We start from the raw sequence: 13,600 nt of genomic DNA, 5'->3' as shown, positions 1-13,600 counted from the left end.
GGACCGCGAATGAACACCGGGACGATCCACGAGGCCGCCGCCATCGGCGATCCCGCCCGGGCTGCCCTGATCATCGACGGGCGCAGCATCAGCTACGGCGAACTGGCGACGACGGTTCGGCGGTGCGCCGCCACCCTGGCCGACCGGGGCGTATCGCCCGGCGAGCGGGTCGCGGTCGTCGACAACGGCAGCCTCATGTCGATCGCGACCCTGCTCGCCGCGCCGCGCGTCGGCGCCGCGGCCGCGCTGATGAATCCCGCGCTCACGCCGCCGGAACTACAGGGACTGCTGAAAAACGCCGGCTGCGCCGACGTCGCGGTCGCGGGGGAGCAGTACGCGCAGCGGGTGCGCGAAGCGGGTGCGCCGACCGTCCTGACGGCCGCCGACCTCGCGGATGGCGTCGTCGAGCCCGACCCACCCGCCGGGGACGGTGAGGCCCTGGTGCTGTTCACCAGCGGTACGACCGGACTCCCCAAGGCCGTCGGCATCTCCGCCCGGCAGCTGACGGCGCGGATCAAGGGAATGGCCGCGCCGTTCCGGGCGGACGCCGCACCCGCGGTGGGCATGATGTGTGTCCCGTTCTTTCACGTCGGCGGCTCGCTCGGCACGCTCGGCAGTCTGTACTCGGGCAACACGTCGGTGGTGCAGCCGCGCTTCGACGCCGGCGAGTGGCTGCGGCTGGTGGCGCAGCACCGGGTCACGGCCACCTTCATGGTGCCGACGATGCTGCAGCGCATCCTCGATCACCCCGACTTTGCGACCAGCGACCTGTCGTCCCTGGCCGCAATCGCGTACGGGGCCGCCGCCGCGCCAATTGCGTTGGTGCGCAGGGCGATGGCCGCGCTTCCGCACGTCGCGTTCGCCAACGTGTTCGGCCAGACCGAAACGCTCGGGGCCTATACGACCCTGCTGCCTCAAGACCACCGGGACCCGGCCCGGGCCGGTTCGGTGGGCCGGCCGCTGCCCGGGGTCGACGTGCGGGTGGTGGACCCCGTCACCGGCGACGACGTTCCAACGGGAACGGTCGGCGAACTGTGGGTGAACACCACGCAGAACGTCACCGAAGGGTGGCTGCACACCGGCGATCTCGCCCGCCGGGATGCCGACGGCTACATCTTCCCGTGCGGCCGGCGCAGTGACACGATCAACCGTGGGGGAGAGAAGTTCGGCCCGGTCGAAGTCGAGGAGGCATTGCGTTCCCATCCTGCGGTGAGCGACGTCGCGGTGGCCGGCGTCGCCGACGACGAGCTCGGCCAGCGGGTCGGGGCGGCCGTAGTCGCTTGTGCCCCAGTGACACTCGAGCAGCTGCGGTCGCACTGCCGCGAGCTGATCGCCTACTTCAAGCTGCCCGAGCGGCTGGCGATCGTCGACAGCATTCCTTACAACGCGACCGGCAAGGTCAGCCGCCGCCAGATCGCCGCGCTCATCTTGCACGAGACATGAGCTAGTGCCTGAACTCAGGGAGTGCCAGTGCTGTTTCTTCACGAGACCCACAAGGTGGTCGGCTCTCGCCAGGAGGAGTTCGAAGCGGCCTACCGCGACGGCTGGATGCCCATGCTGGCCAAGGGGGACGATGCCCGGCTGCTGTGGTACACCAACCACGCCCACGGCTCCGGGGTGTCCTACAACGTCGTCACCATCACCGCAATCAGCGACGGCGCGGCGTGGGAAAGCCTGGTTCAGCGTGCCCAGGGCGGCGACCTTCGCCCGTGGATGCGCGAGCTGGACAGCCTGCGCCACGACGTCACGGGCAAGATGCTGCTGCCCGTCTCCTGGTCACCGCTGCAGACGGTCGACCTGGCCAGCGTCCCCATCGATGGTGCAACTCATCCGCTGAGCCTGTTCATGGAGGACACCGGCTGGCCCTCCGCCCCACTCGACGACTACATCCGCATGTGGGACGAGATCTACTACCGGGTGCTTTCCAAAGCCCCACGCGGGATGCGCATCCTGGACATCCAGGCGTGCTTCCAGGTCGCGCACGGGAGCCATCGTCGGCGAGAGGCCATGCTGTGGCAGAAGATTGAAGACGCCAACAACTATGCGGCGCTCGTGCACCTGCTGACTACCGAGACCCCGCCCGAGCACCGCGCGCCGGGCAGCTACATGTACGAGGCCCTGAAGTACCGCGATCAGTGGCAGAGCCGGCTGCTGCGCACGTCGAGCTGGTCACCCCTGTACTGAGCACCGCAGAGAATCTTGCCGGCCTCGCCGACCATGTCATGGACGATGTCGGCGGCGGGACGGATTTGGCGGACGAGTCCGACCGCCTCGCCGATGATGATGGCCGCGGTATCGAAATCTTCCGCGGCCGTGGCCGTTTGGAAGGCTTCGACCGCCTCCGCGAGCGAACCTGAGAGCTGTTCCTCGTGGCCGTGCCAGGTGTCGAGGAAGGGGTTGCCAAGCGCCCGGACCGTGTACTCGGCAGGCCAATCCAGCTGCCGCACAAGGTCATACACCCGGGTGCGGACGGTCTGATCGCCGCTTGTTCCGATGGCGCGCTGCTGGGCCCGTGCCGACACCAGCGCTTCGGTGGACGCCCAGAACCTGGTGCCCACGAGCGCACCGTCGGCGCCCAGCGCCAGCGCCGCGGCCAGGCCGCGGCCGTCGGCGACGCCGCCGGCTGCCACCACCAGCGTTTCGGGCGAGCGCGCGGCGACGAGGTCGGCGACGTCGGGCACCAGCGTGAAGGTGGAGCGGCCGGTCATTCCGTGCCCGCCGGCCTCGCCGCCTTGGGCCACAACGATTTCCGCGCCGGCGTCCAGGGCCTGGCGCGCGTGGTCGAGGTTCTGCACTTGGACGGTGAGCGGAACGCCGGCAGAGCGGATGCGGTCGGCGAACGGCCGCAGTTCACCGAACGACAGCATGATGGTGGCCGGTTGCCGCGCCAAGACCTCGTCGAGCAGCCCGGGGTTGCCGACCAGCCTCCAGGTGATGAACCCGGCTCCCACCCGTGTCCCGGCGGCACGGTCGAATTCGCTTTGCAGCCATGCCGTGTCGCCGTAACCCCCGCCGATGAGGCCGAGCCCGCCGGCCGCCGTCACCGCCGCCGCCAGCCGGCCCCCCGAGACCATCGCCATCGGGGCCAGCAGGATCGGGTGTTCGATCCCGAAAAATTCCGTGAGTCGGGTGGTGAGCGTCATGTCAACTCTCCGGTGAGGAACTGGGCCCGTCCATATCCGAAAGACCAGTCCTCGTCGCCGTTTTCCGTGATCGAGACGATCACGTCGGCCGGGTCGACCCCGCACCTCTCGGACAGGTTGGTCACCAGCAGTTCGTAGAACTTCTCCTTCATCGCGCGGGTGCGGCGCCGGCTCACCACGTGCACGATCACTTGCCCCGCCGAGCGGGTGATGCCGAGACCGGTGTCCCACGCGACGATCTCGTGGGCCGGATGCGTGCGCACCACCTGGTAGCGGTCGCGCGGCGGCACCCCGAACGCTTCGACGACGGTGTCGTGGACGGCGTCCAGGAGGGCCCGAAGTTCCTCCGGCCTGCGGCCCTCGATGAGGTCGATGTACAGCAGCGGCATTGTGGCTCCTTCAGTCCTTGGTCTGCTTCCGACGCTAGGCCCGCCGAAAGCCGCTGTGAAATGCCCGATGTAATCGATCTATGCTTGTCAGGCATGGGCGGTTTGGACAGCGGCCGGGTCGACTTGCGCCACCTCCGGGTGTTCGAGGCGGTGGCGCGACTCAAGTCGTTCACGCAGGCCGCGGATGAGCTCAGCATCACCCAGCCGGCGCTGAGCCGCACCATTCAACAGTTGGAGGACGCGCTGGGGGTGACGCTCCTGGACCGCAGTTCGCGGCACGTCGAGACGACGCAGGCCGGCCGGACGTTCCTCGACCACGTCGAACGGGTCCTCGCGGAGCTGGAACGAGGGTTTTGCGCGGTGCGACAGCAGGCCGTGATCCGCCTTGGGTTCAGCTGGTTGCTGCCCGACCCGTGGGCGCAGGACACCCTCGCCCGCTTCGAACGCGCCACCGGAACCGCGGTCGGGCTGGTCCGCACGGACGACGCGCTGGGCGCGGTGCAGCAGCGAAAGGTCGACGTCGCCGTCGTGCGCGGGCGGCTGACGGCGGCGGGCCTGCGAGTCGTGCACCTGTTCAACGAGTCTCGGGTCGCGGTGTGCTCCGTGCATTCGGCGCTGGCGGACCGATCGGAATTGGACTGGGCCGAGGTGCCGCGGTGGCCGTTGGTCGTCAACACCACCAGCGGCACCACCGGCCCGTGGTCCTGGGCCGCCGGCGCGGGACCGGAAACGATCGTGGAGACAGCGAATTTCGACGAATGGATCGAATCCGTGGCGGCCGATCGCGGCCTCGGCGTGATCCCCGACGTCGCCGTCCGGCGCAATATCCACCCCGGGGTGCACTTCATTCCGCTGCGGGGAGCGCCCCCGAGCCCGGTGGCGCTGGTGTTTCTGCCGCGGGGCCGCAACGCCGCCCTACGCCGCTTCGTCGAGGCGGCCGTCGAGAGTGCGCAGCGCTTACCGGGAGTTCCTGCTCGCGAAACTTAAAGGACCGTCACGTTTCTCGGCGTGTCCTCGCAGCCAGTGCAGTGTCGCGACGCGGTGACGCGTCGATCACCGCCGCAGGCTGACCGATTCCAGGAACGGCTCGGCGACGGCGAGAAAGCCGCCGGGGTCCGACGAGAAGACCACGTGACCGGTGTCGAGGATCTCCAGGCGGGACCCGGCGATGGCGTCGTGGGTCGCGCGACCCGCACGCAGCGGTATGGCGATGTCCTTCTTGCCCCACACGATCAGCGTGGGCACGGACAGCTCACCGGCCCGGTCACGCAGGTCGTGCTCTGGGGTGGCGAAGCTGCGCCACAGCGCCGCTCCGGTGCGGACGCCCTCGGGCGTTCTCGCCACCGCGGTCGCACGCTCGACGATCCGCCGGTCGTCGTCGGTTTTGGCCTTCATGTAGCCGCGGACGAAGAGGGGGGCGGCCCGCCGGAACAACGCCGGAGTGCCGAGCGCCCGGCAGAAGCCCCGGACCGCCGGGTTCAAGGGCACAAACCCGCCCGTGTTGACCAGGACGAGGCCTGCGACACACTCGGGGCGAGTGATCGCCAGCCGCGCGGCGGCAAACCCGCCGACCGAGTTCCCGATAAACACCGCGCCCGACACGCCCAGGCCCTCGACGACGTCCTCCAGCACGTCGGCGAACAGCGGCGCGCTGGCCACCATGGGGGACTCGACCGGATCGGATTCGCCGTGCCCGGGCCAGTCCACCGCGATGGTGCGGTAGTTGCGGGCAAGGGTCTCGACGATCGGGTCGAAATCGTGTCGGTCGTGCAGCGTGGCATGAAGCAGCAAAACGGTTGGGCCACTGCCGGATTCGTGGTAGGCAACGCGCCCCGCCCGGGTTTGAACAATCGCCATGGAAGTTCCTCTCGCCAAGATTGACCGACTGGTCGGTCATGACTTACGCTACAACGCGAAGACCGCCGTGACAAGAAGGGACCCGCGATGCCAGCCCCGCCGCCCGAAGCGCCGTTCGCCGACAAGATGGCCTACTACCGAACCCAGCACACCTCGAAGGGGGTACGGACAACGCATCTGATCGGCACGCCGATCATCGCGGCCGGCCTCCCGCTGGTGTGGGCCAAGCCGAGAGTCGGCGCCGCGATGTTCGTCGGCGGGTGGGCCCTGCAGATCATCGGGCACCGGGTGTTCGAGAAGAACCTCCCGTCGACCCACAAGGGATGGATCACCTATCAACTCACCGGTGTGATCCACGTCTGCGAGCAGTACGGCGAGATGCTGGCCCGCCGCAGTCAGCGCAGGGCGGCCGCGCGATGAGATCGCCTGAGCCAGGACGCAATGCGCTGCTGGACGCGGGGCAGCGGCTGCTGGGAACGGCCGACCTGGCCCGGATCTCAGTCAACGCGATCGTCGCCGAGGCCGGCATGGCGAAGGGCAGCTTCTATCAGCATTGGCCCAGCCGCTCGGAATACGTGCGGGCATTGCACGCTCGGTTCCATGACGACCTGCAGGACTCGATCGCCGCCGCCGGCGCCGACCTGCCGCCCGGCCGTGAGCGGCTCGAGGCGGGGATGAACGCCTACCTCGACGGCTGCCTGGCCGAGCCGGCCACCAAGGCGTTGCTTGTGCAGTCACGCACCGAGGCCGGGCTGAGCGATTTGGTGGCCGCCCGCAACGACAGCGCGGCCGCGCAGATCGTGCCCGATCTCGTCGCGCTCGGCTGGGCGTCCCCGGAACCGGTAGCGGCGCTGCTCGTCGCGGCGGTCGCGGAGATCGCCCTGATCGAGCTCGCCGCCGGCAAGCGCGACAAGCAGCTGCGCCGCGGGTTAATTCGGCTCGCCACCCGGACACCGGCGGACTAGGAGGGCTTGCAGGCGGGCTCCAGGTTCAGCGTCGGGCCGCCCGATTGCAGCGACAGGAGGTACAGGTAGGTCGGGAGCGAATGTTCGCACGCCACCGAGTATTTGACCAAAACCTTCGGTGGCAGCGGCAGCAACCGAATCGGGTTCAGCCAGGTCGGATTGAGCACGTGTTCGTAGTCGACGGGGGGAGGCAGGGCGGTGACGATGTCCAACCGGTTCGCGATCCGAAACGAGTTCTTCACCACCTGGTCGAAGGTGGCGGCGAACAGCGAGTCCCCGGTGCGCGGACTGGCATACGTGTAGACGGCGGGAGCTGCGAAGGTCGTGTTGGCCGCCAGATCGAGGGCGAGCAGCGTCGCCAAGGCTCCGCCCAGGCTGTGCCCGCAGATCGTCACGGAGCCGACGGCTTGCGGGAACGTAAGATTCGCGAGCGCGTCGACCACCTTCGGCGAACCCGACTGGGCCCCGGTGCGCAGCGACTCGTACATGTCGGTGAAGCCGTCCTCGGTGTGCCCGGCGCCCGTCAGGAAAGGGCATGGCACGAGCCCGAATTCGACGTCGTGGATCCATTCCAGCCACCCTTCGGTGCCGCGGATCGCGATCGCCACGTCGCCGGTCTTGTCTTCCTGGCAGATCAGCCCGATGGAGACTTCGTCGTCGGCGCGGGCCGGATTCATGTCGGTCGCCAGATCGTTGGCGTAGATCGTGGCGACCACGGTGTAGTCGACGCCGCCGGCGTTCACGACCAGCCCGGCCTTGTTCGTCAAGTCGCCGGGCGATGTCGCGTAAGTCGCGTCGACGAGCTGGCCGAGTTGTATTGCCCGCGTTACATCTAACGTCGGTTGTGCCGGCATGGCGCCCCCGCTTGGGTCATCAGCCTTCGAAGGTTCCGGTGAACTGTGCCTGTCCGTGTCCGGTTGTGGCCTGCGTGATCGCCTGCGCCGCTTGGGCACCGGCGAGTCCCGCGGGGAGCTGGTAGGTGGCGGGGAGCTGGTAGAGGGTGAACCGGTAGTGGTGCACCCCGGTGCCGGCGGGCGGGCAGGGCCCGCTGTAGCCGGCCTGCCCGGCCGAGTTCGGCAGGCTGCTGGCACCGGCCGGGGTCTGGCCGTCCGCGGTGCTTCCGGGACCGGGCGGAATTCCGACGACGATCCAGTGGACGTAGGGTCCGCGCGGCGCGTCCGGGTCGTCGACCACAAGCGCCCCGCCCAACGGCGCCGACCACGTCAAGGGCGGCGCGACATTGGCCCCCTTGCAGGTGTATTGCGCGGGGATGGGTGCGCCGTCGGGGAACGCGGGACTGCTGATCGTCACCGGTCCGGTGCCCGGCGCTTCGACGACCGTCCGGCCGAGGGTCGTCACCTTCGGTGTCTGCGGGGCCGTCGAATGGCTGCCGCCCTGGCCGCCGCAGCCGGTGAGCGTGACGAGGAGCGCCAGCCCGGCGGTGACCGGCGCGAAGCGGTGAAGCGATTCCATACAGGACAGTGTCGCTCGCCGACGGTCGGTCGGGAAGGACTCGTTCGGACCTACTTGCCCCCCTTGACCTCGAGCACGCGCTTGCGCAGGCCGTCGGTCGCGGTTTCCATCAGACCCTTGGCCCCCCTCTTGACCAGGAATCCCGGAACCGGGGCGGAAAGGTCCACGGTCAGCTCGAAACGCACCCGGGTGGAATCGCCGTCGGGCGTCAGGGTGTAGCGGCCCTCCTGCGCGCGCTGCTGTTTGGAGCTCTCCAGCGTCCAGCCCACTCCGTCGTCGTGAACGGAGTAGTCGAGCACCTGCTCGTCGCTGACGCCGACGATTTTCACCGTTTGCCGCGATTTGCTCGGATGGCCGTCGGCGTCGCGTTCCAGGATTTCGACCTTCTTGTGAAACGAGGACCACTCGGTCAAGGACTCGAGGTCGAACAGCACGTCCATGATTTCGTCGGGCGTCGCGTCGATGACGACTTCGCGGGAATCGGTGATAGCCATGAGGGATTAGATAGCCGTTGCCGCGGTGCTAGAAACTCACGGCACCAGCACCACCTTGCCGACGTTCTCCCGGGCCGCCAGGATCCGGTGCGCTTCCGGTGCCCGGGCGAACGGGACCGCGGCATGGACGACGGGAGCGATTGTGCCGTCGTCGAGCGCCTTGGCCAGGGGAGTGATCCACGGCTCGAGCGTGCCACGGTCGTCCCACAGCCGCAGCATGTTGATCCCGATCACCGCCTTCGACTCCGAGAGCTGGTCGAGCAGGTTGAAACCGCGCAGCATCGCCAAGGCATGCGGCGCGGCGGCACGCAGCGAGCGCTTCTCGCCGTGTTGCATGTTCGAAATACCATAGCCCACAAGCCTTCCGCCCGGGCGGAGCAGCGCGTAGGACCGGCGCAGCGACGTGCCGCCGAGCGCGTCGAGCACCAGGTCGTAGGGCCCCAGGCCCGTCCACCAGCCGTCGCGGCGGTAGTCGATGGCCCGGTCGACACCCAGCTCGGCCAGCTTCGGGTGCTTTGCGGGCGACGCGGTGCCGTGCACCTCGGCGCCGGCCGCCTTGGCGAACTGGACGGCGGCGATGCCCACCCCGCCGGCCGCCGCGTGCACCAGCACCCGCTCGCCGGCGCGCAGCGACCCGTAACCGTGCAGCGCCGCCCAGGCGGTCGCGTAGTTCACCGGGACGGCGGCGCCCTGTTCGAAGCTCAACGCGTCGGGCAGCGGGACGGAATCGCTCGCCGCCACGTTGACCACCTCGGCGTAGCCGCCGAATCGCTTGCCCGCCAACACGCGTTGGCCCACGCGGTCGGGGTCGACGCCGTCGCCGACGGCCTCGACCGTCCCGGCGACCTCGTAGCCGACCACTGCCGGCAGCTTCGGCGCGTCCGGATACAGGCCGACGCGGGCCAGGTGGTCGGCGAAGTTGACCCCGGCCGCGCGCACCGCGACCCGCAACTGCCCGGGGCCCGGTGGCGGCGGGTCCGGTCGCTCCTGGACCCGCAGGACCGACGGGTCGCCGTGCTTGGTGATGACGACTGCGCGCATCGTGTGATGGTCGCACACGCCGCCGGGCGCCTCAGGCCCGCGCGGTAACGCCGGCGAACCCGCGGAATGCATGTCGGGAGATTCCGACGTGTCAACGTTTTTCGACATGTTTTGTACCCGAACGGCGCTAGCGTCCTCCCTGTGCGTTTCGCTTGGGAGGAGCTGACCGCCGGCGTGCATCGCTGCCGGCTTCCCTTCTGCGACGTCACGGTCGGCCTGATAGCCGGCCGAACCGGTGCGCTGCTCGTCGACACCGGTTCCACGCTCGCCGAAGCGGCCGCGATCGACGCCGACGTCCGCGAGGTCGCGGGACGCTCGGTTAGCCATGTTGTGTTGACGCACAAGCACTTCGATCACGTCCTGGGCTCGTCGGTGTTCGCCGATGCCGACATGTACTGCGCGCCCGAGGTCGTCGATTGCCTATCGACGGGGACCGAGGAGCTTCGCGTCGACGCGCTGAGCAACGGCGCCGACGCGGGCGAGATCGACCGCGCGATCGCCGCCCTGCGCCCTCCGCAGCACGGGATCTATGACGCCGTCATCGACCTCGGGGACCGAACCGCGACGATCGCCCACCCGGGCCGCGGTCACACCACGTCGGATCTGGTCGTCGTGGCGTCCGACGACGGTGCCGGCCCGGTCGTGGTGTTCACCGGTGATCTCGTCGAGGAATCCGCCGACCCCGCGATCGACGCCGATTCCGACGTGGCGGCGTGGCCGGCAACCCTCGATCGGGTGCTCGAGATCGGTGGGCCCCAAGCGGTCTACGTGCCCGGCCACGGGAGGGCCGTCGGCGCCGCGTTCATCCGCCGCCAGCGGGATTGGTTGAGCGCCCGCGGCAGGCGGCGATGAGGGCGTCCGGATCGATCACGCTGACCCACAAGCAGCGCAGTGTCACCGACCTGATCCACACTTTCGCCCGTACCGGCGGCTCGATCGTCAACGCAACCAGCCCCTTGCCGGGTATCACGCGCGCGGAGTACGGCATGGCCACAGTTGCGGCTCGGGACTATTTACCCCTGATTCAACCGCCACGTCCGGGGATAAACTCACGGTCAGCGGAGTCTGCCGAAGAGGAGCGAAACCCCATGGCCATCATCGAAACGGACACCGAGGTCCGCACGCCGTTCGAACAGGACGTCGAGGCTACGCAGCGGTACTTCGAGAGTTCGCGCTTTGCCCGGATCACGCGCCTCTACACGGCCCGTCAAGTCGCCGAGCAGCGCGGGACGATTCCGACCGACTACACCGTGGCGCGGGAAGCGGCCGCGGCGTTTTACGACCGGCTGCGCGAACTCTTCGCGGCGAAGAAGAGCATCACGACGTTCGGCCCGTATTCACCAGGCCAGGCGGTCAGCATGAAGCGGATGGGCATCGAGGGGATCTACCTCGGCGGCTGGGCGACCTCGGCCAAGGGCTCCACCACCGAAGACCCGGGACCCGACCTCGCCAGCTACCCGTTGAGCCAGGTGCCCGAAGATGCCGCGGTGCTGGTGCGCGCGCTTCTCACCGCGGACCGCAATCAGCAGTACCAGCTGCAACAGATGAGCGAGCGGCAGCGCGCCACGGCCAGACAGTATGACTACCGGCCGTTCATCATTGCCGACGCCGACACCGGTCACGGCGGTGATCCGCACGTGCGCAACCTGATCCGCCGCTTCGTCGAGGTCGGCGTGCCGGGTTACCACATCGAGGATCAGCGACCGGGCACCAAGAAGTGCGGTCATCAGGGCGGCAAGGTTCTGGTTCCGTCGGACGAACAGATCAAGCGGCTCAACGCCGCCCGGTTCCAGCTCGACGTCATGCGGGTGCCCGGCATCATCGTCGCGCGCACCGACGCCGAAGCGGCCAACCTGATCGACAGCAACTCCGACGAGCGTGACCAGGCGTTCCTGCTCGGAGCCACCAACTTGGACATTCCTTCCTATAAGGCCTGTTTCCTGGCGCTGATGCGGCGCTTCTACGAGCTGGGCGTCAAGGAGTTGAACGGTCACCTTTTATATGCCCTCGCCGAGAGCGAGTACGGCATCGCCAACGCGTGGCTCGAGCGGCAGGGGATCCTCGGCGTGGTGTCCGACGCCGTCAACACCTGGCGGGAGCAGGGTAAGGACTCGATCGACGACCTCTTCGATCAGGTCGAGTCGCGGTTCGTCGCTGCCTGGGAGGACGACGCCGGGCTGATGACCTACAGCGATGCAGTGGCGGAAGTCCTCGCCTTCGGCGAACGCGAAGGCGAGCCGGCGCCCATGACCGCCGACGAGTGGCGGAAGTTCGCCGCACGGACGTCCCACTACGCCGCCCGGGAAAAGGCGAGGGAGCTAGGAGCCGCGCCAGACTGGAGCCCCGAGCTGGCAAGGACTCCGGAGGGCTACTACCAGGTGCGGGGCGGAATCCCGTATGCGATCGCAAAGTCGCTCGCGGCCGCACCGTTCGCCGACATCCTCTGGATGGAGACGAAGACCGCGGATCTGGCCGATGCCCGGGAGTTCGCCGAAGCGATACACGCCGAGTTCCCCGACCAGATGCTGGCGTACAACCTCTCGCCGTCGTTCAACTGGGACACCACCGGCATGAGCGACGAGGACATGAAGCAATTCCCCGTCGAGCTCGGGAAGATGGGCTTCGTCTTCAACTTCATCACCTACGGCGGGCACCAGATCGACGGCGTCGCCGCCGAGGAGTTCGCCACCGCCCTGCGGCAGGACGGCATGCTGGCGCTGGCGCGCCTGCAGCGCAAGATGCGCCTGGTCGAGTCGCCGTACCGGACGCCGCAAACCCTGGTCGGCGGCCCGCGCAGCGACGCGGCACTGGCTGCCTCGTCCGGCCGGACCGCAACCACCAAGGCCATGGGGAAGGGCTCGACCCAGCATCAGCATCTCGTGCAGACCGAGGTGCCGAAGAAGCTGCTGGAGGAGTGGTTGGCGCTCTGGAGCGACCACTACCAGCTGGGCGAGAAGCTTCGCGTGCAGTTGCGGCCCCGTCGCGCCGGCTCGGACGTGCTGGAACTCGGCATCTACGGCAACGGGGACGAGCAGTTGGCCAATGTCGTCGTCGATCCCATCAAGGATCGCCATGGCCGCAGCATCCTTCAGGTCCGAGACCAGAACACGTTCGCCGAGAAGCTCCGCCAGAAGCGGCTCATGACCCTGATCCACCTCTGGCTGGTGCACCGCTTCAAGGCCGACGCCGTCATTTACGTCACCCCGACCGAGGACAACCTCTATCAGACCTCGAAGATGAAGTCCCACGGCATCTTCAGCGAGGTTTATCAAGAGGTCGGCGAAATCATCGTCGCCGAGGTGAACCGCCCGCGCATTGCCGAGCTTCTGACTCCCGACCGCGTGGCGCTGCGCAAGCTGATCACCAAGGAAGGGTAGGGCGGTTCGCGGCGGGTTACGTCGCGAACTTTGCTGACCGTGCCGCGCCCTTTGCCGAGTTCATGTCGTCGCGCGCGCAATCGATCCGCGCGACGGCCCGCCCGTGCGGCGAGCCTGGCCCCAAATCTGGCGACCAAGTTGCCTCCCTCGAGAATTTATATGCCTTGAAAACTCTCTCTTGTAGCAATAGTTGCACATATGTATGATTAGCTGTAACAAGCGACCCAGCGAGGAGAGGACGGACCCATGAAGGCACAGGTTAAGAAGGCAATCGCGGTGTTCGGCGGAACGGCCGTCCTCGCGGCGACAATCGGATTCGGCGGCGTTAGCCCGGCGGCCACTGCGTCGTCGCCGGCGCCGCACCCGTCGCCCAGCGCGACCGGGACCCACCCGGGCACGACCGCTCTCGCCGGCGGCAGCGGCGTGCACATCGCCACTCTCACCGCGTGCGTTTCCGGCCTCGACTGCTAAGCCGACCAAGTTCCCCACCGTTAGCGCTCCGACTCGTTTGTGCACCCCCATGCCCGGGTACGGAGAAGTGGTCCGCAGCTACAGCGGCGCGACTCGAGAGTGGGGATTTGGCGATGAGATCTGGGGCTAGGAATGCCGTAGCGCTTTTCGGCGGCGCGGCAATGCTCGTGTTCGCAGTCGGATGTGGCGGCGGCAATAAGGGGCCGAGCAGCAGCAGCACAACGCCGTCGACCACCACCACTACTACGACGACCAGCGTGGCGCCGTCCACGGCGCCGGGCGGCCCGACTGGCGGGGGTGGTCCGGGCGGCGGCGGTGGCAGCGTCCCCGGCTGGAAGGGCATCCGTTACGCCCCGCCGCCCGTCGGCGACCTGCGGTTCCGGCGTCCGG

General features: G+C 68.4%; 15 protein-coding genes and 2 pseudogenes. 9 read left to right on the top strand and 8 right to left on the bottom strand.

The window, feature by feature from the left end:
- The first annotated feature begins 9 nt into the window (after positions 1-9).
- The gene (locus A5706_RS28215; RefSeq protein ID WP_068138646.1) at positions 10-1,443 is read left to right on the top strand and encodes a class I adenylate-forming enzyme family protein; all 1,434 of its coding nucleotides are present in this window, start codon (positions 10-12) and stop codon (positions 1,441-1,443) included.
- A 27-nt stretch (positions 1,444-1,470) separates the two neighbouring features.
- The gene (locus A5706_RS28210) at positions 1,471-2,184 is read left to right on the top strand and encodes a hypothetical protein (protein WP_068138643.1); all 714 of its coding nucleotides are present in this window, start codon (positions 1,471-1,473) and stop codon (positions 2,182-2,184) included.
- On the opposite strand, the gene A5706_RS28205 is transcribed toward A5706_RS28210, so the two are convergent.
- Together A5706_RS28205 and A5706_RS28200 are read right to left on the bottom strand one after the other, a co-directional pair.
- Complete coding sequence (locus A5706_RS28205) at positions 2,133-3,143, bottom strand: nitronate monooxygenase family protein (protein ID WP_068138640.1); 1,011 nt, start codon at positions 3,141-3,143, stop codon at positions 2,133-2,135. The two genes, A5706_RS28210 and A5706_RS28205, sit on opposite strands and share 52 nt — an antisense overlap.
- Positions 3,140-3,532, bottom strand: coding sequence for a tautomerase family protein (locus A5706_RS28200; RefSeq protein WP_068138635.1), 393 nt, complete (start codon positions 3,530-3,532; stop codon positions 3,140-3,142). Before A5706_RS28200 ends, A5706_RS28205 begins: the two co-directional genes overlap by 4 nt.
- Before the next feature lie 93 nt (positions 3,533-3,625).
- Here A5706_RS28200 and A5706_RS28195 point away from each other — a divergent pair, with 93 nt between their 5' ends.
- Positions 3,626-4,519: a LysR family transcriptional regulator gene (locus A5706_RS28195; RefSeq protein WP_068138631.1), complete on the top strand. Its 894-nt coding sequence runs from the start codon at positions 3,626-3,628 to the stop codon at positions 4,517-4,519.
- Positions 4,520-4,585: 66 nt separating this feature from the next.
- On the opposite strand, the gene A5706_RS28190 is transcribed toward A5706_RS28195, so the two are convergent.
- A complete protein-coding gene (locus tag A5706_RS28190; protein ID WP_068138629.1) occupies positions 4,586-5,389 on the bottom strand; it encodes an alpha/beta fold hydrolase in 804 nt (267 codons plus the stop codon).
- Positions 5,390-5,476: 87 nt separating this feature from the next.
- Here A5706_RS28190 and A5706_RS28185 point away from each other — a divergent pair, with 87 nt between their 5' ends.
- Both A5706_RS28185 and A5706_RS28180 read left to right on the top strand, forming a co-directional pair.
- On the top strand, positions 5,477-5,809 hold the full coding sequence (locus tag A5706_RS28185; protein WP_068138626.1) for a DUF962 domain-containing protein: 333 nt from the start codon (positions 5,477-5,479) through the stop codon (positions 5,807-5,809).
- Positions 5,806-6,354: a TetR/AcrR family transcriptional regulator gene (locus A5706_RS28180; protein ID WP_068138623.1), complete on the top strand. Its 549-nt coding sequence runs from the start codon at positions 5,806-5,808 to the stop codon at positions 6,352-6,354. Before A5706_RS28185 ends, A5706_RS28180 begins: the two co-directional genes overlap by 4 nt.
- Here A5706_RS28180 and A5706_RS28175 read toward each other — a convergent pair.
- The 4 genes from A5706_RS28175 to A5706_RS28160 all read right to left on the bottom strand — a co-directional run bounded on the left by A5706_RS28175 (position 6,351) and on the right by A5706_RS28160 (position 9,362).
- Positions 6,351-7,121 (bottom strand): hypothetical protein, encoded by a 771-nt coding sequence (locus tag A5706_RS28175; protein ID WP_197518012.1) that lies wholly within the window; start codon positions 7,119-7,121, stop codon positions 6,351-6,353. The two genes, A5706_RS28180 and A5706_RS28175, sit on opposite strands and share 4 nt — an antisense overlap.
- 106 nt (positions 7,122-7,227) lie before the next feature.
- Positions 7,228-7,827 carry a YbhB/YbcL family Raf kinase inhibitor-like protein gene (locus A5706_RS28170; RefSeq protein ID WP_068138620.1) on the bottom strand — a complete coding sequence of 200 codons (600 nt, stop codon included), beginning with the start codon at positions 7,825-7,827 and terminating at the stop codon, positions 7,228-7,230.
- A gap of 50 nt (positions 7,828-7,877) precedes the next feature.
- Positions 7,878-8,321 carry an SRPBCC family protein gene (locus tag A5706_RS28165; RefSeq protein ID WP_068138619.1) on the bottom strand — a complete coding sequence of 148 codons (444 nt, stop codon included), beginning with the start codon at positions 8,319-8,321 and terminating at the stop codon, positions 7,878-7,880.
- 36 nt (positions 8,322-8,357) lie between these two features.
- The gene (locus tag A5706_RS28160; protein ID WP_068138700.1) at positions 8,358-9,362 is read right to left on the bottom strand and encodes a medium chain dehydrogenase/reductase family protein; all 1,005 of its coding nucleotides are present in this window, start codon (positions 9,360-9,362) and stop codon (positions 8,358-8,360) included.
- Positions 9,363-9,503: 141 nt separating this feature from the next.
- Between A5706_RS28160 and A5706_RS28155 the strand changes: the two genes are divergently transcribed.
- Entirely contained in the window at positions 9,504-10,214 is a 711-nt protein-coding gene (locus A5706_RS28155) for an MBL fold metallo-hydrolase (protein ID WP_068138618.1), read from the top strand.
- On the opposite strand, the pseudogene A5706_RS34635 reads toward A5706_RS28155, so the two are convergent.
- Positions 10,165-10,320, bottom strand: a pseudogene (locus A5706_RS34635) (hypothetical protein); the annotation flags it as partial. The gene A5706_RS28155 and the pseudogene A5706_RS34635 overlap by 50 nt on opposite strands.
- 130 nt (positions 10,321-10,450) lie before the next feature.
- Between A5706_RS34635 and aceA the strand changes: the two are divergent.
- The 3 genes and pseudogenes from aceA to A5706_RS34630 form a co-directional block, all read left to right on the top strand.
- On the top strand, positions 10,451-12,739 hold the full coding sequence (aceA, locus tag A5706_RS28150; RefSeq protein WP_068138698.1) for an isocitrate lyase ICL2: 2,289 nt from the start codon (positions 10,451-10,453) through the stop codon (positions 12,737-12,739).
- A 246-nt stretch (positions 12,740-12,985) separates the two neighbouring features.
- On the top strand, positions 12,986-13,210 hold the full coding sequence (locus A5706_RS28145; RefSeq protein ID WP_068138615.1) for a hypothetical protein: 225 nt from the start codon (positions 12,986-12,988) through the stop codon (positions 13,208-13,210).
- Positions 13,211-13,323: 113 nt separating this feature from the next.
- Positions 13,324-13,600, top strand: a pseudogene (locus A5706_RS34630) (carboxylesterase family protein); the annotation flags it as partial.

Source organism: Mycobacterium sp. E796 (assembly GCF_001672815.1).
Lineage (GTDB): Bacteria > Actinomycetota > Actinomycetes > Mycobacteriales > Mycobacteriaceae > Mycobacterium.
Note: the sequence above shows the minus strand (reverse complement) of the source record. Positions and strands in the feature narration are given on the sequence as shown.

Bases quoted from the DNA above. Each gene is read 5' to 3' on its own strand.
- A5706_RS28215 (WP_068138646.1), top strand. From the start codon at position 10: ATGAACACCGGGACGATCCACGAGGCCGCCGCCATCGGCGATCCCGCC.
- A5706_RS28205 (WP_068138640.1), bottom strand. From the start codon at position 3,143: ATGACGCTCACCACCCGACTCACGGAATTTTTCGGGATCGAACACCCG.
- A5706_RS28200 (WP_068138635.1), bottom strand. From the start codon at position 3,532: ATGCCGCTGCTGTACATCGACCTCATCGAGGGCCGCAGGCCGGAGGAA.
- A5706_RS28195 (WP_068138631.1), top strand. From the start codon at position 3,626: ATGGGCGGTTTGGACAGCGGCCGGGTCGACTTGCGCCACCTCCGGGTG.
- A5706_RS28190 (WP_068138629.1), bottom strand. From the start codon at position 5,389: ATGGCGATTGTTCAAACCCGGGCGGGGCGCGTTGCCTACCACGAATCC.
- A5706_RS28185 (WP_068138626.1), top strand. From the start codon at position 5,477: ATGCCAGCCCCGCCGCCCGAAGCGCCGTTCGCCGACAAGATGGCCTAC.
- A5706_RS28180 (WP_068138623.1), top strand. From the start codon at position 5,806: ATGAGATCGCCTGAGCCAGGACGCAATGCGCTGCTGGACGCGGGGCAG.
- A5706_RS28170 (WP_068138620.1), bottom strand. From the start codon at position 7,827: ATGGAATCGCTTCACCGCTTCGCGCCGGTCACCGCCGGGCTGGCGCTC.
- A5706_RS28165 (WP_068138619.1), bottom strand. From the start codon at position 8,321: ATGGCTATCACCGATTCCCGCGAAGTCGTCATCGACGCGACGCCCGAC.
- A5706_RS28160 (WP_068138700.1), bottom strand. From the start codon at position 9,362: ATGCGCGCAGTCGTCATCACCAAGCACGGCGACCCGTCGGTCCTGCGG.
- aceA (WP_068138698.1), top strand. From the start codon at position 10,451: ATGGCCATCATCGAAACGGACACCGAGGTCCGCACGCCGTTCGAACAG.
- A5706_RS28145 (WP_068138615.1), top strand. From the start codon at position 12,986: ATGAAGGCACAGGTTAAGAAGGCAATCGCGGTGTTCGGCGGAACGGCC.